17 protein-coding genes are annotated in these 22,501 nt (G+C 46.0%); 5 read left to right on the top strand and 12 right to left on the bottom strand.

What is annotated here, in order from left to right; genetic code table 11:
- Positions 1-68 precede the first annotated feature (68 nt).
- On the bottom strand, positions 69-632 hold the full coding sequence (locus KOE27_RS25080; RefSeq protein WP_215241437.1) for a Crp/Fnr family transcriptional regulator: 564 nt from the start codon (positions 630-632) through the stop codon (positions 69-71).
- Between the two features lie 125 nt (positions 633-757).
- Here KOE27_RS25080 and ispE point away from each other — a divergent pair, with 125 nt between their 5' ends.
- Complete coding sequence (gene ispE, locus KOE27_RS25075) at positions 758-1,567, top strand: 4-(cytidine 5'-diphospho)-2-C-methyl-D-erythritol kinase (protein ID WP_215241436.1); 810 nt, start codon at positions 758-760, stop codon at positions 1,565-1,567.
- Between the two features lie 95 nt (positions 1,568-1,662).
- Positions 1,663-2,277, top strand: a complete 615-nt coding sequence (locus KOE27_RS25070) for a cytochrome c oxidase subunit 3 (RefSeq protein WP_215241435.1) — start codon at positions 1,663-1,665, stop codon at positions 2,275-2,277.
- On the opposite strand, the gene KOE27_RS25065 is transcribed toward KOE27_RS25070, so the two are convergent.
- The 9 genes from KOE27_RS25065 to KOE27_RS25025 form a co-directional block, all read right to left on the bottom strand.
- A complete protein-coding gene (locus KOE27_RS25065) occupies positions 2,274-3,491 on the bottom strand; it encodes a TCR/Tet family MFS transporter (RefSeq protein WP_215241434.1) in 1,218 nt (405 codons plus the stop codon). The genes KOE27_RS25070 and KOE27_RS25065 overlap by 4 nt on opposite strands.
- A gap of 79 nt (positions 3,492-3,570) precedes the next feature.
- Positions 3,571-5,148, bottom strand: coding sequence for an OmpA family protein (locus KOE27_RS25060; protein ID WP_215241433.1), 1,578 nt, complete (start codon positions 5,146-5,148; stop codon positions 3,571-3,573).
- Between the two features lie 84 nt (positions 5,149-5,232).
- Positions 5,233-5,835, bottom strand: a complete 603-nt coding sequence (locus tag KOE27_RS25055) for an LOG family protein (RefSeq protein WP_215241432.1) — start codon at positions 5,833-5,835, stop codon at positions 5,233-5,235.
- A gap of 15 nt (positions 5,836-5,850) precedes the next feature.
- A complete protein-coding gene (locus tag KOE27_RS25050) occupies positions 5,851-7,233 on the bottom strand; it encodes a UDP-N-acetylmuramate--L-alanine ligase (protein ID WP_215241431.1) in 1,383 nt (460 codons plus the stop codon).
- A gap of 163 nt (positions 7,234-7,396) precedes the next feature.
- The gene (locus tag KOE27_RS25045) at positions 7,397-8,071 is read right to left on the bottom strand and encodes a bifunctional 4-hydroxy-2-oxoglutarate aldolase/2-dehydro-3-deoxy-phosphogluconate aldolase (protein ID WP_310590074.1); all 675 of its coding nucleotides are present in this window, start codon (positions 8,069-8,071) and stop codon (positions 7,397-7,399) included.
- A 99-nt stretch (positions 8,072-8,170) separates the two neighbouring features.
- On the bottom strand, positions 8,171-9,166 hold the full coding sequence (locus KOE27_RS25040) for a sugar kinase (RefSeq protein WP_215241430.1): 996 nt from the start codon (positions 9,164-9,166) through the stop codon (positions 8,171-8,173).
- 170 nt (positions 9,167-9,336) lie between these two features.
- Positions 9,337-10,767 carry a glucuronate isomerase gene (uxaC, locus tag KOE27_RS25035; RefSeq protein WP_215241429.1) on the bottom strand — a complete coding sequence of 477 codons (1,431 nt, stop codon included), beginning with the start codon at positions 10,765-10,767 and terminating at the stop codon, positions 9,337-9,339.
- Between the two features lie 11 nt (positions 10,768-10,778).
- Positions 10,779-11,966: a mannonate dehydratase gene (uxuA, locus tag KOE27_RS25030; protein WP_215241428.1), complete on the bottom strand. Its 1,188-nt coding sequence runs from the start codon at positions 11,964-11,966 to the stop codon at positions 10,779-10,781.
- A 132-nt stretch (positions 11,967-12,098) separates the two neighbouring features.
- Complete coding sequence (locus KOE27_RS25025) at positions 12,099-12,710, bottom strand: RNA polymerase sigma-70 factor (RefSeq protein ID WP_215241427.1); 612 nt, start codon at positions 12,708-12,710, stop codon at positions 12,099-12,101.
- 280 nt (positions 12,711-12,990) lie between these two features.
- Here KOE27_RS25025 and KOE27_RS25020 point away from each other — a divergent pair, with 280 nt between their 5' ends.
- A complete protein-coding gene (locus KOE27_RS25020; RefSeq protein WP_215241426.1) occupies positions 12,991-14,016 on the top strand; it encodes a LacI family DNA-binding transcriptional regulator in 1,026 nt (341 codons plus the stop codon).
- Between the two features lie 96 nt (positions 14,017-14,112).
- Here KOE27_RS25020 and KOE27_RS25015 read toward each other — a convergent pair whose 3' ends face one another.
- Positions 14,113-15,390 carry a DUF349 domain-containing protein gene (locus KOE27_RS25015; RefSeq protein ID WP_215241425.1) on the bottom strand — a complete coding sequence of 426 codons (1,278 nt, stop codon included), beginning with the start codon at positions 15,388-15,390 and terminating at the stop codon, positions 14,113-14,115.
- Positions 15,391-15,460: 70 nt separating this feature from the next.
- Between KOE27_RS25015 and ettA the strand changes: the two genes are divergently transcribed.
- Positions 15,461-17,128: an energy-dependent translational throttle protein EttA gene (gene ettA, locus KOE27_RS25010; RefSeq protein WP_215241424.1), complete on the top strand. Its 1,668-nt coding sequence runs from the start codon at positions 15,461-15,463 to the stop codon at positions 17,126-17,128.
- Between the two features lie 344 nt (positions 17,129-17,472).
- The gene (locus tag KOE27_RS25005) at positions 17,473-19,749 is read left to right on the top strand and encodes a T9SS type A sorting domain-containing protein (RefSeq protein WP_215241423.1); all 2,277 of its coding nucleotides are present in this window, start codon (positions 17,473-17,475) and stop codon (positions 19,747-19,749) included.
- A 57-nt stretch (positions 19,750-19,806) separates the two neighbouring features.
- On the opposite strand, the gene KOE27_RS25000 is transcribed toward KOE27_RS25005, so the two are convergent.
- Positions 19,807-22,476 carry a valine--tRNA ligase gene (locus tag KOE27_RS25000; protein ID WP_215241422.1) on the bottom strand — a complete coding sequence of 890 codons (2,670 nt, stop codon included), beginning with the start codon at positions 22,474-22,476 and terminating at the stop codon, positions 19,807-19,809.
- Positions 22,477-22,501 lie beyond the last annotated feature (25 nt).

Raw genomic sequence — 22,501 nt, 5'->3', positions numbered from 1 at the left:
AGCTGGAAGATCCTCTTGCAAAGGTCGGAAGACGGTAGTGCAGAAAATTTAACAATTGTAAAAAAACATCATCTTCTTTCTCCCCTGATACGACTTAAAGATACCTGGCTGATGCCCAGATAGGACGCCACATGACTGAGCTTAACACGGTTGATCAAGCCGGGGAAACGGATCATAAAATCATCATAACGCTCAGAAGCCGTTTTAAAATGCCTGGAAATATGGCGCTCCTCGGCCAATATCAACTCATATTCTGCAAACTTCCGTCCCCAGTTGGCAAGCTGAACATTGGTATCGTAAAGACGGGCCAGCAACTGATGACTGAGCTGATAAACCACAGCCTTTTCAAGCAATTCAATACTTTCATAACCCGGTTCATTGGCAAAATAGCTTTTTAAGGAAAGCAGTACGTCTCCCTCCTTTCCAAACCAGAAAGTCACTTCCTTTTCTTCCTTGTTAGAAAAAGCTCGGGCAATACCTGTTTCAAGGAAATACAAGGACCTTTCGTTACGGCCTTCACGAATCAGCACGTGGCCCTTCGGATACTCCGCTTTGATCAGCAGAGACGACAGCAGCGGAACAAGGGATTCGTCGAGCCCGAAACTGTTTATCTTTTCAATCGTGTTTTTCATCTGTTAATACTGTCATGCAACGTACCGTTGTTATTTTATGTCTTCTCATTAAGTAAAATCAGGATGGTTCAGGAAAGTGGTTCAGAAATTAGTACTGATATTTGCAATGTCAATAAGTAACGGTTATGGTTGTATTTCCAAATGCAAAGATCAATATTGGATTAAATATTATTGAAAAACGCAACGACGGTTTTCATAATATTGAATCATGCTTTTATCCCGTGGGCTGGACAGACGCTCTGGAGATTCTGCCTGCTGATGAATTGTCATTTAAATCCTCAGGAATTGATATCCCCGGCGCGCCTCAGCATAATTTGTGCTTAAAAACCTACCAGTTGCTTGCGGCTGACTATCATTTACCCCATGTGGACATACATTTGCTTAAAACAGTCCCCATAGGGGCGGGGCTTGGAGGAGGGTCCGCTGATGCTGCATTCACCATCAAAGCCCTCAACGATTTGTTTTCTCTCGGAATTTCCCTGGAAAAACAACTCGCCTATGCCCGCAGACTGGGGAGTGACTGCGCTTTTTTTCTTGTAAACGAGCCCGCCTACTGTTTTTCAAAAGGAGATCATTTTGAACCGATTACATTGAATTTGACCGGCAAATGGATTACCCTCATCAACCCTGGCCTGCACATTTCAACCGCAGATGCCTATGCAGGTATTGTTCCCCAAAAGCCTGAAAAGGATTTAAGGGAACTACTCAAACAGCCATTGCACAGCTGGAAGGATGCAGTAAAGAATGATTTTGAGGATAGTCTTTTTTCTAAATATCAGGTACTTTCTGAAATAAAAAATAGCCTGTATACCCAGGGTGCCGTTTATGCGTCCATGACGGGATCAGGGTCCACCGTATATGGAATTTTTGAAAAAGAAATAAATTTAGCACCCATGTATGCTCAATATCTGACCTGGCAGGGTTATTTAGTATAATTTTTACTTAAAGGTATGTCATAACCTTAAAACTAAGCGTTATATTCACCTGAACTTTGGACTTGTTCCGGATTAAAAAGATAGCCATAGAAAAAATGAGTCCCAAGCACTCAACCAAATCGCAGGAAAATCTTTTCACCAAACGCCGAGAGCCGTTTGGTTTCATGCTTTGGCTAGGTGTGGCAGGCAGTTCAATTTTATTCGCTGCTATTTTTATTACCTATCTTTTGAAAGCTGATACTTCTAGCGGAAATTACGTATCACTTCCTGATCTTTTCTGGCTCAGCACGCTTGTAATCCTGTTCAGCAGTATAACGCTGCACGAAGCCAACCTGGCTTTTGTTCAGGAAAGGTTTTTGCATTACCGTGTTTTTCTTGGTTCCACCCTTATCTTGGGGATCATCTTTATTTTACTGCAAAGCAACGGTTGGATTGAGATGGCCGACAGCTGGGTTTTTGTAAAGCACAATACTTCCATCGGTTTCGTGTATCTTCTGACCAGCCTGCATTTACTTCATATTCTTGTTGGTGTTGTTTACCTGGCCATGCTTTTCAGAAAAGCCGTCAAAAACAGAACCTACGTAGATTCTTTTGTCTACAGTGTGAATCCCCCCAACAGGCTCCGGATCAAACTCATTACCCGTTACTGGCATTTTGTGGATGCTCTTTGGCTGGTTGTATTTTTATTTCTGGTGGTCCTTTATCACTAGTGCTCAAAGTTTTTCTTCAAACTTCTTCTTGCCAAAAAAGTGCTGATCAACGTAAGGAATGCAGCCACGAGCATTGGCGCTCCCGGAAAATAGAGTTGTGTCCCAGCCTTTGTGAATACCGCAAAAAGGTTGGTCATTAACGGAGGCCCAATAATGGAAGTGAGGCTTTGAAGGCTTGTCAGGGCTCCCTGTAATTCACCCTGCTCATTTCGTGCTACCTGGGTTGAAATAATTCCTTGTAATGAGGGCCCGGCAATACTGCCAAGGATATAAGGTATCATGAAAACGTACATAGTCCAGCCTTCCGAGGCAAACGCATAAAGGCCAAAGCCCACAGCGTATAAGAGCAGTCCCAGATAAACACCGCGTTTTTGTCCAAGCTTCGGCAAAATAAGCCTGATCAGATATCCCTGAATAAATGCACTTAACAACCCGACGGCTCCCAGAGAATACCCAATCTGTGCTTCGTTCCAGCCAAATTTTTCGATCACATAAAAGGACCAGTTACTCTGGACTGCGTGAAGTGCGATGTACAGCAGGGTGAGAGAGGCGATTAACCCGTAAATAACCGGATAATTTTTCAGCCGCTGCAGCGATCCTATCGGATTGGCTCTGCCCCATTCAAATTTCCTCCGGTTTTCGGGCAGCAAAGATTCTGGTAAAATGAAATAACCATACAAAAAGTTGAGCAGTGAAAGCCCGGCAGCAGCCATAAACGGCACACGGGACCCGTACTGTCCCAACAGTCCCCCCATCACAGGTCCGATGATGAACCCCAGCCCGAATGCCGCTCCAAGTAATCCAAAATTAGCCGCCCTTTTTTCAGGAGTGCTGATATCTGCTATGTAGGCGGCTCCTGTTGTAAAACTTGCTCCCATGAGTCCGGCGATTACCCTGCCTACGTAAAGCCAGGCCAGTGTAGGGGCAAAAGCCAGAAATATATAATCAATACCAAAGCCGAACAGGGATGCCAGCAAAACGGGCCGACGGCCAAATCGGTCGCTCAGGCCACCAATAATTGGCGCACAGATGAACTGGGTGAAGGAATAGGCAAACAGTAACCAGCCTCCGTCCCGAGAGGCCTCGCTGATACTGTCACCCGTGAGCTCAGCGATCAGTTTGGGCATTACCGGAATAATGATACCCAGACCAATGATATCAATAAGCAGTGTTACGAAAATAAAACCAAGAGCAGGAGATTTTTTCTGAGCCATATTGGTAAAGGACAGATTTCAAAAGGTAGGTTTCGCCTAATGTCATAAGAGACGGAAAACAAAATGAGCGGAGATATCCTTATTTCTTCAGGATCCGAAACTCCACACGGCGGTTGAGCCGCTGGCCCTCCGGGGTATCATTTTTTGCAACAGGAACCGTTTCACCATATCCTCTGCTCGCTACCCGATCCGGTTCTATGCCTTTTCCGATGAGATACTCCCTGACAGCATCCGCGCGATCCTGAGAAAGTTTAAGGTTAAAATCATTGCCGCCAACATTGTCTGTATGCCCGCCGAGTTCTATTTCAAGCGTTTTATTTTCGGTCATTGTGATGGCAATACGGTTCAGTTCAGGAAAAGATTCATTGCTCAGGGTGGATTTCCCGGTCGCAAAGAAAATATTATTAAGCCGCACCACCTGTCCTTCTTCAATGGGTATCAGTTTTAAGGACTTGTTCGCAATTTCCTTAAAACCTTTCTCTCCCTGACCGGTTGTATCCGTCAGATCTACATTTTCGCCCTCCGCAATGAAATTAGGGGCTACCGCACGCATACTTAACTTCAGTCCGTAAGGCAGTACGATCTTATATTCCCCTGTGGTAGGATTGGTAGTTGCCGTACCCACTTCCTCGCCATCCGCCAGATTTTCATAAATGATCGTTGCTTCAATCGGCCTGCCGGTTTTGGAATCAATCACTTTACCGCTGATCATAACTACCGGATCCGGGGCGGGAATCAATGCAACAGGCGTTTTGGAAGAATCACCCGGTACGGGTTTGGGACGCAGGTTATACCTGACAATATCCCCCTTTCCTTCGGTATCCTTGAACGAGACCATGTATGCATAATCTCCCAGGGCAGAAATGGTGTAATAGGCATCATAGCCGTCGGTATTGATTGCCGGCCCCAAGTTTACCGGGCGGCTCCATCGCTTCCAGGATTTATCAATACGTTTACTGTAATAAATATCGTTACTTCCCTGCCCCCCTTTCCTGTCGCTGGAAAAATAAATGGTTACACCGTCAGAGGCAAGGAAAGGTGTTGTTTCGGTAAATTCCTCGCTATTGATTTCAGGACCCAGGTTTAACGGCTTGGACCAGCTTCCGTCTTTCTGTTTAAAACTGACGTAGAGGTCATCCACCTTGCTATTCTTCTTTTCGCTAAAAGACATCACCAGTACTTTCCCGTCATTGGACAAGTATCCGCAGTCAAACTGTCCCTTGCTGATTTTGGTGTATCCCGGAACGTCTATTTTGTTAGGAGGCCCCCAGCCCCGGGCTGTTTTTTTACTGATTGAAAACCCCCGGGTCTCATACACGCCGTTTTTATAGGCTCCTTTTATCAGCATTGTATTGCCGTCAGGAGTGATACTGTACAGGCTATTGTAATCCTCTTTATTCAGCGGTGAGGGTAATCTTCTTGCCAGCCCCCATTTATCGTTTCGCAGTTCGGAATACCATATATCCTGGCTTCCTTTGGCACCCTTGGTATTCTGGGGATGACTGATCCGTGAGAAATAAATGGTTTTACCATCCGGAGAAATGATAGGGGCAATTTCGTTATACTCTGAATTGACCGTCTTTCCCAGATTTTCTAACTGTGCCCAAGCCATTTGGTGGATCAGAAAAAAGGATGGAATGAATAGTAAAAACCGCATTTTTTTTAATAACGAAGGGTGTATGTATGAATGTCAGGAAGGCAGGCTTAGCGGGCCTATCTTATACAATAGCTAAAATACTGTTTAATCCTTTTTATTTTCAACGTATAACGAAAGATCCAGCGGCTTATTTCCCTGATGTTTTCCCCTGAATTCTTCCATTCTCAACAGAAGAGAATTTACTTCCTGATCAACTAATAGCAATTGACGGTTTTCCGGCCTCAAAAAACCTTCCTCCACCATTTTATCGAGCTGAAGGAGTAGCAAATCATAAAACCCGTTGATATTAAGCAAACCAACCGGTCCGTCATAAATTCGGAGCTGCACCCAGGCCAGAATTTCAAAAAGCTCGTCAAAAGTACCATATCCTCCGGGCAACGCAATTACACCGTCTGATATGGATACCATTTGTGCTTTTCTCTCATGCATGGTATCCACCAGCTGAAGTTCCGTGAGGGTTTGATGCGCCACCTCGAGTTTCGCAAGAAAATTAGGGATAATGCCTGTAACAGTACCTCCGTTCTCCAGAGCCCCGTCGGCAACGCGACCCATTAACCCAACCTTGCCTCCGCCGTAAATAACATGTATCCCCTTTCCGGCAAGCTCCCTTCCCAGCAGATATGCCTGTTCCTGATAAACCGGGTTCGCTCCCGGATTAGAACCACAGTATACTACAACAGATTTCATATGGTATGGATGATCCTATTTTAGAATATCTTCTTTCAGCGTCTGGAGGTTCAACCCTCCGAAGGTCCCTGAACTCATTAACAGGAGGTTCCTATTTTCCCAATTATGAGACAACAAAAATGCAGCCAACTTGTCCGAATCTGTAAAAACGTGCAAGTCGTCCCGCTTGAAAGCAGTTCTTATATCTTCCTCGCTTAGCGGTTCAAGTCTTTTATGCTCGATCGTCTCCGGATTGTAATACACCACCGCAATATCCGCTGCATCCAGTTTTCTCCTGTATTGTTTCAGAAATGCTTTGTTCAGGCTGCTGAAAGTATGCAGTTCGGCACAGGCAATCAGCTCCCGGTTGGGAAACTGCTCCTGAACAGCATTGGCAGTAGCTTCTACCTTCGAAGGTGCGTGGGCAAAATCCCGGTAGATATTCACAGTTGCATTGCTCCCCAGCAGTTCCAGCCTTTTGGAGGCTCCTTTAAAAGTACTGATCGCATTGTAAAAAGCATCATCCGCTATCCCAAGCCGTTCACAAACAGCCTTGGCTCCACTCACATTTTTCATATTATGCTCCCCAAAAACCAGAACCGGAAACTCCTTGCCACCTTCTGCCAGCAGGACTGTTTTCCCCTCGGAAATTTTAGAAGGATGCGCAGCATAGGGAATTGCGGCAACATCTGCACGTCCTTTCCGGCCAATCACCTCAAGCATATTATCTGTTTCATCAAAGATGATCGCCCCTGCTTTCGGAATGGAATCCGCGAGTAACTCAAATTGTTTCACGTAAGATTCCCAGGTCGGGAAAACATTAAAGTGATCCCAGGCTATTCCGCTTATTAACACCATATGCGGCTGATAGTGCATAAATTTCGGAGTTTTATCCAGGGGTGAAGTAAAGTACTCATCTCCTTCAATCACGATAAGCGGAGCGTTTTTCGATAGCTTTACCATGTTGTCAAAACCTTCCAGCTGCGCACCTACAAGGTAATCAAACAGCCTGTTATTGAATTTTAAGACGTGCAGGATCATGGAAGTGATGGTTGTCTTTCCATGACTCCCGGCAATGACCACCCGCTGCTTATTCTGGCTGTGTTCAAAAATGTATTCCGGATAAGAGTATACCTTAATACCCAATTCCCGGGCTTTGGCAAGCTCCGGGTTGTCCTCCCTGGCATGCATGCCCAGAATCACCGCGTCCAGCGAAGTGGTGATCTTTTCAGGATACCAACCCATACTGCCCGGCAGTAGGTTATACGCTGCCAGACGGCTCAGAGACGGTTCATAAATCTCGTCGTCGGAGCCGGTTACGTTAAATCCTTTTAAATGTAATTCAATGGCTAGATTATGCATAACACTGCCACCGATCGATATGAAATGTATGTTTCCTGAAGATAAATTCTGACTCATTGGTATGATCGCAAGCTGATTCGGAGCGAAGTTAGCAAGAATTGGTAGGAGGGCAAGGAACTCTCATACAGCTTTACTAAAAAATGAGCCGGCATGGATACAAAAAACGGCTCCCGGGATTGCCCGAAAAGCCGTTTTTTTCTTCACATCTTGCCGTAATTTTTCAGGCCTCTCCTCTGAATTGTTTTACCAAAGCAATGCTCTCCGAAACCTTTTGCGCGATCCATTCATAATTACCCTGCGCTATGATATCTTTTGGAAAAAGGTTTGATCCCAGACCTACCGCATAGGCCCCGGCTCCAAACCATTCAGTAATACTTTCAGCAGTCGGCTGCACTCCTCCGGTTACCATAATTTTAACGTCAGGCATCGGTCCTTTGATCGCCTTCACAAATTTTGAACCCACCACTTCTCCGGGGAATAATTTTACTACCTGCGCACCGGCCTGCCTGGCATTATATATCTCTGTGAGGGTGGAAACACCCGGTATCCAGGGAATGTCTGCCTTCACGCAAGCTTTCCCTACCTCCGGGTTCAGACAGGGTGTAACAATAAAATCCGTTCCGGCGTCAATGTACTTCTGAGCCGTCTCGGCATCATATATAGTACCAATTCCCAGCCCCATGCCTGGTAGGTTTTCCGCTATGTATTCCAGCAGTTTAACAAAAACCGGATATGCGTTTTCTCCCCGATTGGTAAATTCGAATACTCTTGCTCCTCCCTTATAACTTGCTTCAACAACCCTTTTCGCTATTTCAAAATCTGCATCGTAGAACAATGGTAATATGCCGATCTCGTTCAGCAGGATCAATGTCGTATCTTTATCTATTGTCGCCATATTTGGATGGCCGTTAGCTTTTGGCTTTCGGCGGTTAACTTTTTTCTGAATTCTTACTGACTATATGAACGCTAACTGGCGCGTGAATGGTTCTCAAGATTACCGCTTAATCCTTCCGCTGGTTTCTCCCTGACGAATTGCTTCTACTTCCGAAATGGTGGATATCAAGGCATCTCCTTCAATCGTATGTTTAAGTGCTGACGCCGCCACTCCGAATTCCAGCGCTTTCTGCTGATCTTCAAAGGTAATGAGCCCGTGGATCAGCCCGGCAATGAAGGCATCCCCTCCGCCTACGCGGTCTACAATGGGGTTGATCTCGATATCGTCAGTTTCCAGCAGCTCTTTCCCATTCCACAAATAGGCCCTGAGCAGATTATGTGAGGCGCTGATGGAGGTTCGTTTGGTATCCACAATTGTTTTGACCTGAGGAAATTCCTTTTGCAAATTGATACATGCTGCCTGAAAGTCTTCTCCACCGATACCGAATATTTCAAGAATATTCTCCTTGTTGGCTATGACAATATCGGTTCCGGCTGTGAGCTCGGGTAATATATCCGAAGGTTTCTTCCCGTACTTCCACAAATTGGCACGATAAAAGATATCCCCTGAAACCGTCAGACCATATTTCCTGGCCGTTTTGATACCGTCAAGCAGCGCGTCAGCCGCACCTTGCGACAATGCCGGTGTTATTCCCGCCCAGTGAAACCACTTTGCATCTTTCAGAATAACATCCCAATCAATCTCTTTCGGATCTATTTCAGCCAGTGAAGAATTGGCCCGGTCGTACACGATCTGGCTTCCTCTCAGTGCTGCCCCGGTTTCAAGGAAATAAACGGCCATCCGCGGTCCACCGTATAGGATATGCGAAATATCGACACCATGAAAATGAAGATACTGCGCCGCCGCCCTTCCAATGGGTGAAGCCGGGAAACGCGTAACGTGGGCGGTATGATGTCCCCAATAAGCCAAGGCTGTGGATACATTTGCCTCACCACCCGCATAGGTGACGTCCATTTGGCGGGCCTGTTCAAAACGGGAAAAACCGGGAGTGGAAAGTCGCATTAATACTTCCCCGAAGGAGATAATCTGAGCCATGTTTCGGAAATGCCGGTCCTGTTGATCTGGTTGAACAACTTGACCGGGGGATTTTTAATTAAAATAAATATTGGTTCAAAAATAAAGGATTGTAAATTAAAATAGCCCCAAACATCATGTTCCGGGCTATTTTATTTGGCAACAAGGCTTGTCCGTATCAAATCTCCCCTTTAAAAGCCGAAATAATTTTTGGCATTGTTGTAAGAAATATCTGAAACCAGCTTACCAAGCCATGGGATATCTTTTGGCAATTCTCCGTTTTCAACATCCTGCCCGATGAGATTGCAAAGGATCCGGCGGAAATATTCATGCCGGGGATATGATAAAAAACTACGGGAATCAGTGAGCATACCTACAAACCGGCTCAAAAGTCCCATATTGGAAAGTGCATTGATCTGCCTTTCCATACCATCCTTCTGGTCCAGAAACCACCAGCCCGAGCCAAACTGCATTTTTCCGGCAACGGTTCCATCGTTATAGTTTCCGGTCATGGTGGCCAGTACTTCATTGTCGCCAGGATTTAAATTATACAGTATCGTTTTGGCGAGTTGATTGGTTGAATCCAGCTTGTTCAGAAAACGCGACAATGTTTCTGCCTGGCTGTAATCTCCGATAGAATCCCAGCCGGTGTCCGGGCCAAGCTCACGCAGCATCCGCTCATTATTATTTCTGAGAGCACCCAGGTGGAACTGCTGCGTCCAGCCCTTGGCATGGTCCATTTTGGCAAGATCAAAAAGCAGAACGGATTTAAAAGCGGTCCTTTCCTGCTCCGAGGCCGCTTCCCCGGCCAGTGTTTTTGCGAAAGCACGTTTGGCGGCTTCTTCATCAAAGGAGGCATAAATATGCTCAAGTCCATGATCCGAAAGTTTCCCGCCCATTGCACTGAAAAAATCATGCCGGTTCTGCATGGCGGCCAGCAGAGAAGCGTAGCTGTCGATTTTCCCCATTCCGGCCGAAACCGCCAGCTTATCAAGGTATAAAATAAAATCAGCAGGGGAATCGATCAGCAACATCGCTTTGTCCGGACGGAAAGTGGGAAGTACCTTGATCCCAAAACCGCTGGCTGAAATTTCACTATGATACTGCAGTGAATCGGTCGGATCGTCGGTCGTACATACCACTTCAACCTTCATCCGGTTCATTAAGCTGCGTACGCTAAAATCAGGCCTTTTTAACTTAGCCGAACATTCATCGTATATCTCACGGGCAGAATCTTTATTCAGGAGGATATCTATATCAAAATATCTCAGGAGTTCCAGGTGCGTCCAGTGATAAAGCGGGTTACGCATGGTGTACGGAACGGTTGCCGCCCATTGTTCAAATTTCTCCCAGTCACTGGCTTCGCCGGTACAATATTTTTCGTTGATACCGTTGGCACGCATAGCCCGCCATTTATAATGATCGCCATAGAGCCAGATTTGTGTAAGGTTCTCAAACTGCTTATCCGCCGCGATCTGATCGGGTGGCAGGTGACAGTGATAATCAATGATCGGCATCTCCTTTGCATAATCATGGTACAGGATACGCGCAGTTTCCGATCTCAGGAGAAAATCTTCATCTACGAAAGTTTTTCTGGCAGTGGATGTGGGTGCTGTTATCATAGCATTTTGGTTTACAGGCTTCGTTCTATTCCATACTCCAAACCGCGCAATTCGGCGAGTCCGCGCAGCCTGCCGATGGCAGTATATCCCGGATTGGTTCGTTTCACAGCCGACAGGTCATCCAGCATCCTGTGCCCGTGGTCAGGGCGGAAAGGCATTCTCAGGTCAGTCCTTCCTTCCTCAACCCGTCGTTTTTGTTCGGTAAGCAAAGCTTTCATCACCGCATACATATCCACATCTCCATCCAGGTGGTCGGCTTCATAGAAACTACCGTCCGCTTCCCGCTTGGTAGCGCGTAAATGAACGAAATGGATACGGTTCCCCAGGCGTGAAACCATACCGGAAAGATCATTGTCAGGCCTTACGCCATAAGAGCCGGTGCAGAAACAAATCCCGTTGGCCGTGCTGTCATAAGCCTGCAAAAGTTCAGCGGCATCCAGTTCGGTGCTCACAACCCGGGGTAGTCCCAAAATAGGATAGGGAGGGTCATCCGGATGGATCGCCAGGCGTATCCCGGCCTCCTCAGCCACCGGCCCAATTGCCCGAATGAACTGATACAAATGGGTTCTTAACTCAAAGTCACCCACATGTTTGTAAGTTTCCAGCACGCTCCTGAACTCTTCGATCGTGAAACTTTCTTCAGAGCCCGGCAGCCCTGCTATAATATTCCTGACCAAGAGCCTGACTTCGTCTTCCGACGCCGCCTGAAGCCACTTACCGGCCTTCTCCTTTTGCTCAGGCGTATACAGTTCCTGGGCTTCGGGACGTTTCAGGAGCAGCAGGTCAAATGCCGCAAATTGTGTTGCATCAAATCTTAACCCCGTTGAACCGTCTTTCATGGGAGCATCAAGGTCTGTCCGCGTCCAGTCCAGAATGGGCATGAAATTGTAGCAAACTGTATCAATGCCGCATTTACCAAGGTTCACCAGCGATTGCTTGTAGTTATCAATATACTGCTGATAATTTCCTGTGCGGGTTTTTATCGATTCATGTACCGGTACACTTTCCACAACCGACCAGGTAAGCCCTGCTTCTTCAATCATTTGTTTGCGCTGAAGGATTTCTTCCGTTTCCCACACCTGACCGTTGGGAACATGATGTAATGCAGTAACAATACCGGTTGCTCCTGCCTGGCGGATATCGCTGAGAGATACCGGATCATTAGGTCCGAACCAGCGCCATGTTTGTTCTAAAGACATAAGTATTAACAGTTTGTAATTCGTTCCCCTGCCGGGTCCCGACCTTGGTTTACGATTACCCTGGGTTATTAGTAAATGGAAATACGTTTTTGAAAAATTCTCAACCGGCAGTCTATCAAAAAACTGCTGGAATCAGGCAACCAGCCTGTGTTCAGGTACTCTTTCACGAAGGACTTTCAGGGCCCTGCTCATTTGAGTTTCTACCGTTTTGACCGATATATCAAGTTTTTCGGCGATATCTCTATACCGCAGGCCTTCCTCGCGACTCAACCTGAAAATCAGCTGGCACTGCCTGGGCAGGTCTTTGATACAACCTTCTATATGATCGTAAATTTCGTTGAAAGACATTTCTTCCACGGGTGAGAAATGGTCGGCGTGTGTCAGGTTCCATTGGACAGCATCCAGAGACTCGCGCTCATACTGGCGATGCACGCGCAGCTTGAGGTAATCGAGTGCCTGATTTCTGACCGCCCGGTAAATATAAGCCTGAAATGAGGTATGGACCTCAATCTGTTCCCGATTTTTCCAGAGTTTGACGAATACATCCGAAACCACTTCCTCTGCAATTTCTCTGGTGACCACCACCCGCATGGCATAGTTACACAGAGACCTGTAGTGGTGTGTGAAAAGCTCACGGAAAGCATAATAATCTCCTTTTGTCACCACTTTGCCGAACAAACTTTCCAAAACATTTTTCGGGGGGCTGCCTGCCAGCGAGGAAGGAGAAGATGTCTTAGATTCCATAAGATTCATATAGGTTAAGAATAGAAAATTTCCTGGATAGCCCTTATCGGCTCACCTGCTGGTTTCATCAATCAGTTCCCTATGTTAAAATAGAAATCGCTTTTATGCAAAAAATATTCTTGTAAAAAATCAATAAGTTTACGCAACCGTTCCCGGAACCGTTCCCGAAACTCCGGAACTTCCCGGAAAACAGGCCAACTTTTCTTTTTTTTGCAACTTGTTTAGATTATTGTATTTTTAAGAGAAAATATAAGAATTGGATTATTTTACTAATACTTTCATGAAAAAACCTTCTGTTACTATTAAAGAAATTGCCCGGCAGCTGAACATTTCAAAATCCACCGTATCCCGGGCTCTGCGCGACAGTTCGGAAATCAGTACGGAAACAAAGAAAAAGGTGATCGACCTTGCCGAAGCGCTTCGATATTCCCCCAATCCTATTGCGCTGGGTCTGCTTAAAAATAAGACACAAACCATTGGAGTAATTGTACCAGATATTGCCAACCGGTTTTACTCGTCGGTAATTGGCGGTGTAGAAGACATCGCATACAGCCGGGGGTACCATACGATGATATACCAAAGTCACGAACAGCTGGAACGGGAACTTGCTGTGACCCGCCATATTGCCATGCGCCGGGTGGACGGCCTGGTTGTGGCCATTTGCAGCCAGTCGGAAAACACAGATCATTTCACCGAATTACAGGAACAGGAAATACCGGTGGTATACTTTGACAGGGTGAGTGAATCCATGAACAGCCACAAGGTTAGAGTAGACGATTACAAGGGAGCCTTCGATGCAACCGAACATCTTATCCACCAGGGCTGCCGGTCCATTGCACACATAGCTGGTCCGCAGCAGGTATCCATCACAGCCAACCGGCTGGAGGGCTACCGTGACGCGCTGATCAAACATCAGATTGAGTTCAGGGAAGAATGGGTGATGCATACCGAAATCACGCAGGCCGGAGGAACCGATAGAACTTACCAGCTTATGGCACTGAAAAACCGGCCGGATGCCATTTTCGGCGCAAGCGAAAGGCTTACCATGGGGATACATCTGGCATTGCGCCAGCTGGGTTACCGTATGCCCGACGACGTCGCGGTTGTCGGTTTTTGCGATCTGGCGATGTCATCCCTGATGGACCCGCCTGTTACCTCGGTTACGCAACCTTCCTTTGAAATGGGCCAACACGCGACCTCTCTTCTGTTAGATCTGATTGAAAGCAAAAGTACCCCGGCTTCTTTCGAAACCAGGGTACTTCAGTCGAATCTTGTTATTAAAAAATCGTCGTTACGGACAGACTAACCTGATTTTAAAATCAAAGTACTGAAAGCTAAAGCATATACTCTTCACTCTTTATTCTTCCCTTTTAACTTTCACTCCTCATACTTTACATCATCATCAGGAGATTGACTTAAGCTTCCGTTCAAATTCCGAAAGGATACGTTCTTTCATCGCTACCTTACGTTTCTGAATATTGATACGCCCCATGGCTTGTTTATCGAGCTCTGGATCGCCGGTAGCAGTTCTGTCAAATTCAAGGATAGCAAATTCAAGGTCGCTTTTTTCCCTTTTCGCCAGCCATTCCAGCTCACGGTACTTAGTTCTCAGCTGCTCTTCCTGGCTCTTCATTTCAAAAGCGGGATATTTCCTGCTGATCACCCGTGCCAGGTAACTAAGTTCAAATATTTTATCACAAACCATCCTGAAACGGTCCGCAACTTCCTTATCTACCAGTTTAAAAGGAATTTTGATCTCCTTCCATTTGCTTAGCAACACCTTCGCTTCGTTAGAAGCAGATATAATATCGGGCGATCGCAAGAGTTGTTCCGCGGTCTGCAGCAGTTTTTGCTGTTCCAAAACCCGCGGGTCTACACGCACTTTGGGTTCAATGCCTTTGGCAAGGTTGTACTTGTCATAAAACAACTTTAAAAAGTGTCTGTATGCTTTGTTCACTTTAAAAAAGCGTTTCGGAGGTACCTCTCCCACATTGTTCCACGCATTACGTACATCACGTGCCTTGGCATAGGCATCGTCCAGATCACGCGAGTAGCTCAGCGTTTTGGTGATCTTGATCAGACGTTCGTATTCGTCAATCCTTTGCTGGTTCACACGGTTCTGCTCATCAAAAAAGTCTCTGCGCCGCTGAAAGAAATCATCCAGAATCTGCTGGAACGTTGATTCCACCTCTTCCTGGTATTCCTTTTCCACCGGGCCCGTCCTGATCCATTTGGCTTTAATTTCCTGGATCTGGTCGGTAGCCGCCGCATAGTCCTCTACAGCTGCCGCCACTTTAACGTCCTCAATAAGCGCTCTTTTGATCTCAAGATTTTTTAGCTGATTTACTTCGATCAGCCCTTTGAGATACTCTTCTTTTTCTGCCAGCCTGTTGAGCAGCGGTACAAAATCACCCAGCGCGTCGAAACCTTTTAACTTACGCTGCAGCTGAATGAGCTTTGTAAGGTAAGAACCTTTGTTAAGCGCCTCATCGATTTCGTTCTCAAGCTGCTCCACCTTGTTAAGTACAATGTTGAAGCGGTTTTTAAAGTAATCAATGGCTTCCTGTTCGGTCCTCTTAACTTCTCCAATTTGCCTGTCCGGATAATCCAGATACCCTTTTAAAAATACTTTGCTGTCTTTAACATAGCCGTATTCATCATTCAATGTGGCATTTTCCATTATTTCAATTTTTATCTGCTAAGTGTAGGGAATATATAACGATATTTGTTACGCACAAATTAACTAAAAAATGAGTAACGAAACCATTATTTTCTCAATGTCGGGTGTTAACAAAATCATTCCCCCCAACCGGCATATTATAAAAAACATTTATTTATCATTTTTTTACGGTGCAAAAATCGGTGTTCTGGGTCTTAACGGATCAGGAAAATCAACCTTGCTGCGTGTCATTGCGGGCATAGATAAGGATATTCAGGGGGATGTGGTTTTCTCCCCGGGATACTCCGTAGGTATGCTGGAACAAGAGCCCAAACTCGATCCTGCCAAAACAGTTCGTGAAGTGGTGGAAGAAGGCGTTCAGGAAATTGTAAATCTCCTGAAAGAGTTTGACCAGATCAATGAAGCATTCGGGGAAGAAGATGCCGATTTTGACAAGCTTCTGGAAAGGCAGGGGGAGGTTCAAGAAAAACTGGACGCCCTGGATGCCTGGAATCTTGATAATCGCCTGGAAGTAGCAATGGATGCGCTCCGGTGCCCGCCATCCGATGCACTTATCTCCACACTGTCAGGTGGTGAGAAAAGACGCGTTGCTCTCTGCCGTTTATTATTGCGCCAGCCCGACGTGCTTTTGCTCGATGAGCCTACCAACCACCTGGATGCAGAGTCGGTACTCTGGCTTGAAGAACATTTAAGGCAATACAAAGGTACCGTCATTGCAGTTACCCACGACAGGTACTTTCTAGACAACGTTGCGGGCTGGATACTGGAGCTCGACCGTGGAGAAGGTATCCCCTGGAAAGGAAATTATTCTTCCTGGCTTGAGCAAAAACAGGAACGCCTGAAGAAGGAGGAAAAAACTGAATCCAAACGCCAGAAAACTTTACAGCGGGAACTGGAATGGGTACGTCTTTCGCCTAAAGCACGCCAGGCAAAATCGAAGGCACGCCTTGGAGCTTACGAAAAACTGCTGGGAGAAGAAGGACGTGAAAAAGAAGAAAAACTGGAAATCTTCATTCCGGCGGGCCCCCGTCTTGGTAGCAAGGTGATTGAAGCTCACGACGTTTCCATGGGTTTTGGCGACCGCCTTCTTTACGAAAATCTGAATTTCGCATTACCGCCCAATGGTATTGTAGGTATAATTGGGCCGAACGGCGCAGGTAAAACCACTCTTTTTAAATTAATTACCGGCCAGCTAAAACCGATGAGCGGGCATTTTGAAGTGGGAGAAACCGTACAGCTCGCCTACGTAGATCAGGAACATGATAACCTGGACCCAGCCAAAACAGTGTACCAAAGTATTGCTGACGGCAATGACTGGATCATGATGGCCGGAAAGCAGGCCAACGCAAGGGCATACGTCAGCAGGTTCAATTTTGGTGGCGGCGACCAGGAGAAAAAAGTGGGGACGCTCTCGGGTGGAGAAAGAAACCGTGTGCATCTGGCCATGACACTCAAAGAAGGCGGTAATCTTTTGTTACTGGATGAACCTACCAACGACCTCGACGTGAATACCCTGCGGGCACTGGAAGAGGGCCTCGAAAACTTTGCAGGCTGTGCAGTGATCATCTCGCACGACAGGTGGTTCCTGGACAGGGTGGCAACCCATATCCTTGCTTTTGAAGGAAATTCACAGGTGTATTGGTTTGAAGGAAACTTTTCGGAATACGAAGAGAACCGGAAAAAGCGGCTGGGATCGGAAGCTACGCCAACCCGCATAAAATATAAGAAATTAGTATAACCGATCCGTTTCGCCATTCTGAAAGCGGGCACCTGGTTCATCATGAATCAGGTGCCCGCTTTTGTTATAAACAAATTCACATGGTGCTTTTTACCCAATGAAATGGGTTTTCTGCTGTGTTGATCAAAACAAAAGGATCTCTATCCTTGTTTCAAAATAAATTCTACTAAGAAAATAGTACATTTTTTGAAGAAAAATTTGGAAAGCCGGAAATAAGTACTTTGGTTTATATGAACAAAAGCTCTCTACAGCCTCGTTTTGTAGTAAATATTCTACACCACAAAATACTAAAACTACATTTTATAGTTTCTTTAAGCCAAAGTTGTAGGTATTATCTATTAAGTATGCAACAAAAAAGTTCCCTGAAAAAAGTTAGTTTTATCTTTCCATCTCTGGTCAGACAGTTCCTCTTCCCCCTGTTTTTTTTTATCTGCTGCCATAACTCACATGCTCAGCGGGAGATCATCCTAAACACCACAGGATATGGATTTGACCGCAACACCACCAACGGTATTGCCGATAATCAATGGACGTATATCCAAAAATTTGCTAATTTAACGCATACTCCATCGGGCGGTAGCCAGATGAGTGCCAGCCCCACGGCAGTGCGGCTGCATATCGAATGGAACCATTATGAGCCTACGGCTGGCAATTACCAGGGAGATAAACTTAAGGCAGCCATCAAAGCAATTGTGGATCTTAATATGAAGGTAGCCCTGCACTTTTCCTATCTGCGGCCTGGCTCATGGAATGATACCTATTTCAGTAGTCCTGATATTTCCCGGATCCAGGATAGCACGCTCGTCCAAACAAACATTGCCCACACATGCCCTTCCCTTTATTCCGATGCGGCCAATACAAAATTCCTGGCCTATGTTGATCACGCCCTGAGCCAGCTTTCGGATTATTATTCAAAAATACTTTACGTTGAAGTGGGTAATAACCCAACGGAAGAATATTATGTCCCCAGTTTGTCCAAAAATGATGTTACCTATATCGGGATGTATGACTACAAAGCAAGGATGGCCTGGAGAAACGATTTCTTAACGCGCAGATACCCCGGCGCCAACACCATTACCTGGGGGAGGAATACATATAACAGAACCGAGGCCCCTCAGCCAGCTGATGTGGACTGGAACTCAGAAATTGGCCGCGATTTTCACAGGTTTGCTGCCTGGGGCTTGCTCAATCTGTATAAAAAGTTCTATCAAACCGTTAAAGCAAGAAGCTCTTCCATCAAAGTACTGTTTTTTGCTTCCGATTTTGGTGGGCAGCAGGGAAATATTCGTCACCTTCACAACAGCTCGCTTCCGCTGGCGCTGGATCTGGGTGATGGAATTTACACCTCCGATGGTACCAATGACAGTGATCTGTGGCGGAAAATATCCGGGATTGATTGTATAAAAGGCTCTAATATTAATAAAATTGCGGCTGTCGAATTTGACCCCGAGGATTTGGGCCAGCCCAGTGGAGGATCCGGTATTTGGGGAGGTTTGGCAACATCCTGGTTCGAACGTGCATTTGTTCACGGAGCGGACTATGTTCACATTGCCATGCACTTTTATGACAATGAAATTGCTCAGCTTGCAGAAGGAATTGCCCTTAACAAACAAAAATACATCAATACAGCTTATACTCCACCAACCCGGTCAGCGCCTGTTTCTATCAACATTTTTCCGAATGTCTTTACCGGCAACGCTCTCTTTGACCAATGGCAGACGCTGGGAGGCAGGGATTGGGCTACTGCAGACGCCAAGCCCATTTCGATTAAAATGCAGGACGACGGCTACTGGGAAAGTATCTGGAGCACATCTAACTATCTCCCCTGTACGTTTTCCCTATCCGCCTCTCCTTCCAACTCATCGGTAAGGCCCGGGGAATCGGTGACCTTAAATACCACATGTTCAGGAGCAGAATGCGACAGAGCCCTGTACACCTGGAGTGGCAACGGTGTGAATAATGTTTCCGGAAATTCCATCAGCATCACTGCTCCACAGACAGAAGGTTCCTATACCTACACCATGCTGGTAAAACGCAGTGGCTGTATGAATAAAACGGTCACTACCTCTTTCGCAGTCAATACAGCGCTGCCTGTGACACTCATCGACTTTAAAGCACGTCCCGAAGGAAAAACGGCGGTACTTTCCTGGCAAACCTCATCAGAGACAAACAGCGACCGGTTTGAAGTTCAAAGAAGCAATGATGGCAAGCATTGGACGACCATTGGTACGGTAATGGCTCAGGGGGATGTGAAAGATGCCATTTCAACTTATGGCCTTACCGATGCTTCTCCCGCCAACGGCAATAACCTTTACCGGCTGAAAATGATCGATCGTGACAATACATTCGGCTATAGCCGGATTGTAAATGTTACTTTCGATAAAGAAAAATTATCGGTTTATCCGAATCCGGTCAGTAAGACACTTACTTTTTCGTCAAACGAAACAGAGCCTGTTGAAAAGGTACAAATCCTGAACACCAACGGCCAGGTCATGTATCAGTCAGATAGTACTCCGAATCCGGAAATTAATGTTGAAAATTTGTCCACCGGTACCTACCTGCTTAAACTTATTTTTACCAACGGGACAGAAGAAAGCTCCAAGTTCATAAAATCAAAGTGAATTCAAATTATTGCCAGGAAGTGAGAGCCCAATGGCTACGCTTCCTGGCAACAAGTATCAGGATAACCGCGACAACGCTTCCTTCAACGTTACAATCTTAGCTTCCGCATCCGCCTGTTTCTGGCGCTCCTTTTCCACGATATCCCCTTTGGCATTCTGTACAAACCGTTCATTGGAGAGCTTTTTGATAACCGAATTCAGAAATCCCTCGGTATACTCCAGTTCTTTTAACAAACTTTCCCTTTCCTCTTCTACATTAACCTCCCCTTCCAGATTTACAAAAAATTCGTCAGCCCTGACACGGAAAGATGTACCTGCCACATCTCCTTCAACATAGGTGATACTTTCGGTATTGGCTAGTTTTTTGATCAGAGGTTCCAGCTTTTCGTACCTGGCCTTCCATTCTGTTCTTATTGCCAAAGGAAGGGCTGTTTTAGGGCTGACGTTTTTGCTATTCCGTACGTTCCGGATAGCCGATACCAGTTCAAACAGTATATCAAAATCGTTTAACAAAGCCGAATTGACCAATCCTGGTTTGGGAAAACTGGCGATACAAATCGATTCCTTGTTATCTCTGTCCGCAATATTCTGCCAGATTTCCTCCGTTATAAATGGCATGAACGGATGAGCCAGACGCATCAACCGGTCAAAGAAATCGAGGGTGATCATGTAAACAACTTCTTCTATCGGCTGACCAAACTCCGGTTTGATCATTTCAAGGTACTGCGCACAGAAATCGTCCCATATCAGCTTATACACGGCGTTGAGGGCATCTGAAATCCTGAACTTCGAAAAATGGTCCTGAACCTCTAGCAACGTCTGGTTGAATTTGGACTCAAACCATGCGATTTCATTGTCCATGTTTTGATAATTAACCCAAAGTGATCCAAACGAAGGATTACCAGAAAAGGCGGTTTCCGGGTTTATCGTCCATCCCTTCACCAGCCTGAACGCATTCCATATCTTGTTACAGAAATTTCGGCCCTGCTCAATCAGTTTTTCATCATAAGGCAGGTCATTTCCTGCCTGGGAGGTAAATAACATACCGGTACGGATACTATCTGCACCGTATTGCTCAATAAGATCGATAGGATCCGGTGAGTTACCCAGGGATTTGGACATTTTTCGCCCGAGTTTATCCCTCACGATCCCTGTGAGATATACGTTTTTAAAAGGATAAGTACCCTTGTATTCGTAACCGGCAATAATCATCCTCGCCACCCAGAAGAAGAGAATCTCCGGTGCTGTTACGAGGTCATTGGTCGGGTAGTAATATTGGATATCTTCGTTTTCAGGCTCTTTTATACCGTTAAAAACCGATATAGGCCACAGCCAGGACGAAAACCAGGTATCCAGCACATCCGGGTCCTGTTCGATATCTTCTTCCGTAAGAGCAAACAGCTGGTAGTCGTGCTGTGCTTTACGCAAAGCCTCACGTTTATTTTTTGCTACAATCAGCGTACCATCTTTAAGGTAGAAGGCAGGGATCCGATGCCCCCACCATAACTGACGGCTGATGTTCCAGTCACGGACATTTTCCATCCAATGCCGGTAGGTATTTTTAAACTTAGGTGGAATAAGCTGGACCGTATCGTTCATTACGTTTTCGAAAGCGGGCTGGCTAATTTTTGCCATTTTCAAAAACCATTGTTCCGAAAGCCTTGGTTCGATGACGGAATCCGTCCTTTCCGAATGTCCTACGTTGGATTTATATTCTTCTGTTTTTACCAGACTACCCGATTCGTCCAGCAACCGGATGATCTTTTTACGAGCCGCAAAACGGTCCTCTCCCACCAGTATCTGTGCCTTTTCGTTGAGTGTTCCGTCTTCATTCAGCAGATCTATAATCGGAAGGTTATGCCTCTTGCCCAGTTCGTAATCATTGGTATCATGTGCAGGGGTTACCTTAAGGCAGCCCGTTCCAAATTCCATTTCCACATAGTCGTCCGCAATAATGGGGATAGCCCTGTTGATGAGCGGAATGCGAACCTCCCTGCCTATGAGGTGCTGATAACGCTCGTCATTGGGATTAACACAAACAGCCACATCGGCCATGATGGTTTCCGGCCTCGTGGTGGCCACAATTACCCCGTGCTCGGCATCCGCCGCACCCACCAGTTCGTAGCGCAGATAAACCAGTTTCTGATTTACCTCCTTCATGATCACCTCCTCATCCGAAACCGTAGTACGGGCCTGCGGATCCCAGTTCACCATGCGGTGTCCGCGGTAAATATCTCCTTTATTGTACAGATCAATGAATACGTCAATAACCGAATCGTACAGGTCAGGTTCCATAGTGAACCTGGTGCGTTCCCAGTCACAGGAAGCACCCAGTTTCCGGAGCTGTTTCAAAATGATACCGCCATATTTGTGCGTCCACTCCCAGCAGTACTCAAGAAACTCATCCCGGGTGAGGTCATTTTTACTGATACCTCTTTCTTTCAGCATAGCTACCACTTTTGCTTCGGTGGCAATGGAGGCGTGATCCGTGCCGGGTACCCAGCAGGCCTCTTTTCCCTCCATCCGGGCCTTGCGGATCAGAATGTCCTGTATCGTATTATTGAGCATGTGCCCCATGTGTAACACGCCAGTTACATTGGGTGGCGGAATTACAATGGTATAGGGTTCTTTTTTGGGATTAGGTTTTGAATTAAAATATCTGTTTTCAATCCAGTAGGAATACCATTTGTCCTCTATTTCCTGCGGGGCATAAGTTTTGGAAATCATTTTGTAGCTAAAAATTTGCGTTAAG

The sequence above is a fragment of the Dyadobacter sp. CECT 9275 genome (assembly GCF_907164905.1).
GTDB classification, from domain to species: domain Bacteria; phylum Bacteroidota; class Bacteroidia; order Cytophagales; family Spirosomataceae; genus Dyadobacter; species Dyadobacter helix.
The sequence above is the reverse complement of the archived record's forward strand: the minus strand, read 5'-3'. Positions and strand labels throughout refer to the sequence as shown.

Coding starts and splice junctions, on each gene's coding strand:
- KOE27_RS25080 (WP_215241437.1), bottom strand. CDS start 632: ATGAAAAACACGATTGAAAAGATAAACAGTTTCGGGCTCGACGAATCC.
- ispE (WP_215241436.1), top strand. CDS start 758: ATGGTTGTATTTCCAAATGCAAAGATCAATATTGGATTAAATATTATT.
- KOE27_RS25070 (WP_215241435.1), top strand. CDS start 1,663: ATGAGTCCCAAGCACTCAACCAAATCGCAGGAAAATCTTTTCACCAAA.
- KOE27_RS25065 (WP_215241434.1), bottom strand. CDS start 3,491: ATGGCTCAGAAAAAATCTCCTGCTCTTGGTTTTATTTTCGTAACACTG.
- KOE27_RS25060 (WP_215241433.1), bottom strand. CDS start 5,148: ATGCGGTTTTTACTATTCATTCCATCCTTTTTTCTGATCCACCAAATG.
- KOE27_RS25055 (WP_215241432.1), bottom strand. CDS start 5,835: ATGAAATCTGTTGTAGTATACTGTGGTTCTAATCCGGGAGCGAACCCG.
- KOE27_RS25050 (WP_215241431.1), bottom strand. CDS start 7,233: ATGAGTCAGAATTTATCTTCAGGAAACATACATTTCATATCGATCGGT.
- KOE27_RS25045 (WP_310590074.1), bottom strand. CDS start 8,071: ATGGCGACAATAGATAAAGATACGACATTGATCCTGCTGAACGAGATC.
- KOE27_RS25040 (WP_215241430.1), bottom strand. CDS start 9,166: ATGGCTCAGATTATCTCCTTCGGGGAAGTATTAATGCGACTTTCCACT.
- uxaC (WP_215241429.1), bottom strand. CDS start 10,767: ATGATAACAGCACCCACATCCACTGCCAGAAAAACTTTCGTAGATGAA.
- uxuA (WP_215241428.1), bottom strand. CDS start 11,966: ATGTCTTTAGAACAAACATGGCGCTGGTTCGGACCTAATGATCCGGTA.
- KOE27_RS25025 (WP_215241427.1), bottom strand. CDS start 12,710: ATGGAATCTAAGACATCTTCTCCTTCCTCGCTGGCAGGCAGCCCCCCG.
- KOE27_RS25020 (WP_215241426.1), top strand. CDS start 12,991: ATGAAAAAACCTTCTGTTACTATTAAAGAAATTGCCCGGCAGCTGAAC.
- KOE27_RS25015 (WP_215241425.1), bottom strand. CDS start 15,390: ATGGAAAATGCCACATTGAATGATGAATACGGCTATGTTAAAGACAGC.
- ettA (WP_215241424.1), top strand. CDS start 15,461: ATGAGTAACGAAACCATTATTTTCTCAATGTCGGGTGTTAACAAAATC.
- KOE27_RS25005 (WP_215241423.1), top strand. CDS start 17,473: ATGCAACAAAAAAGTTCCCTGAAAAAAGTTAGTTTTATCTTTCCATCT.
- KOE27_RS25000 (WP_215241422.1), bottom strand. CDS start 22,476: ATGATTTCCAAAACTTATGCCCCGCAGGAAATAGAGGACAAATGGTAT.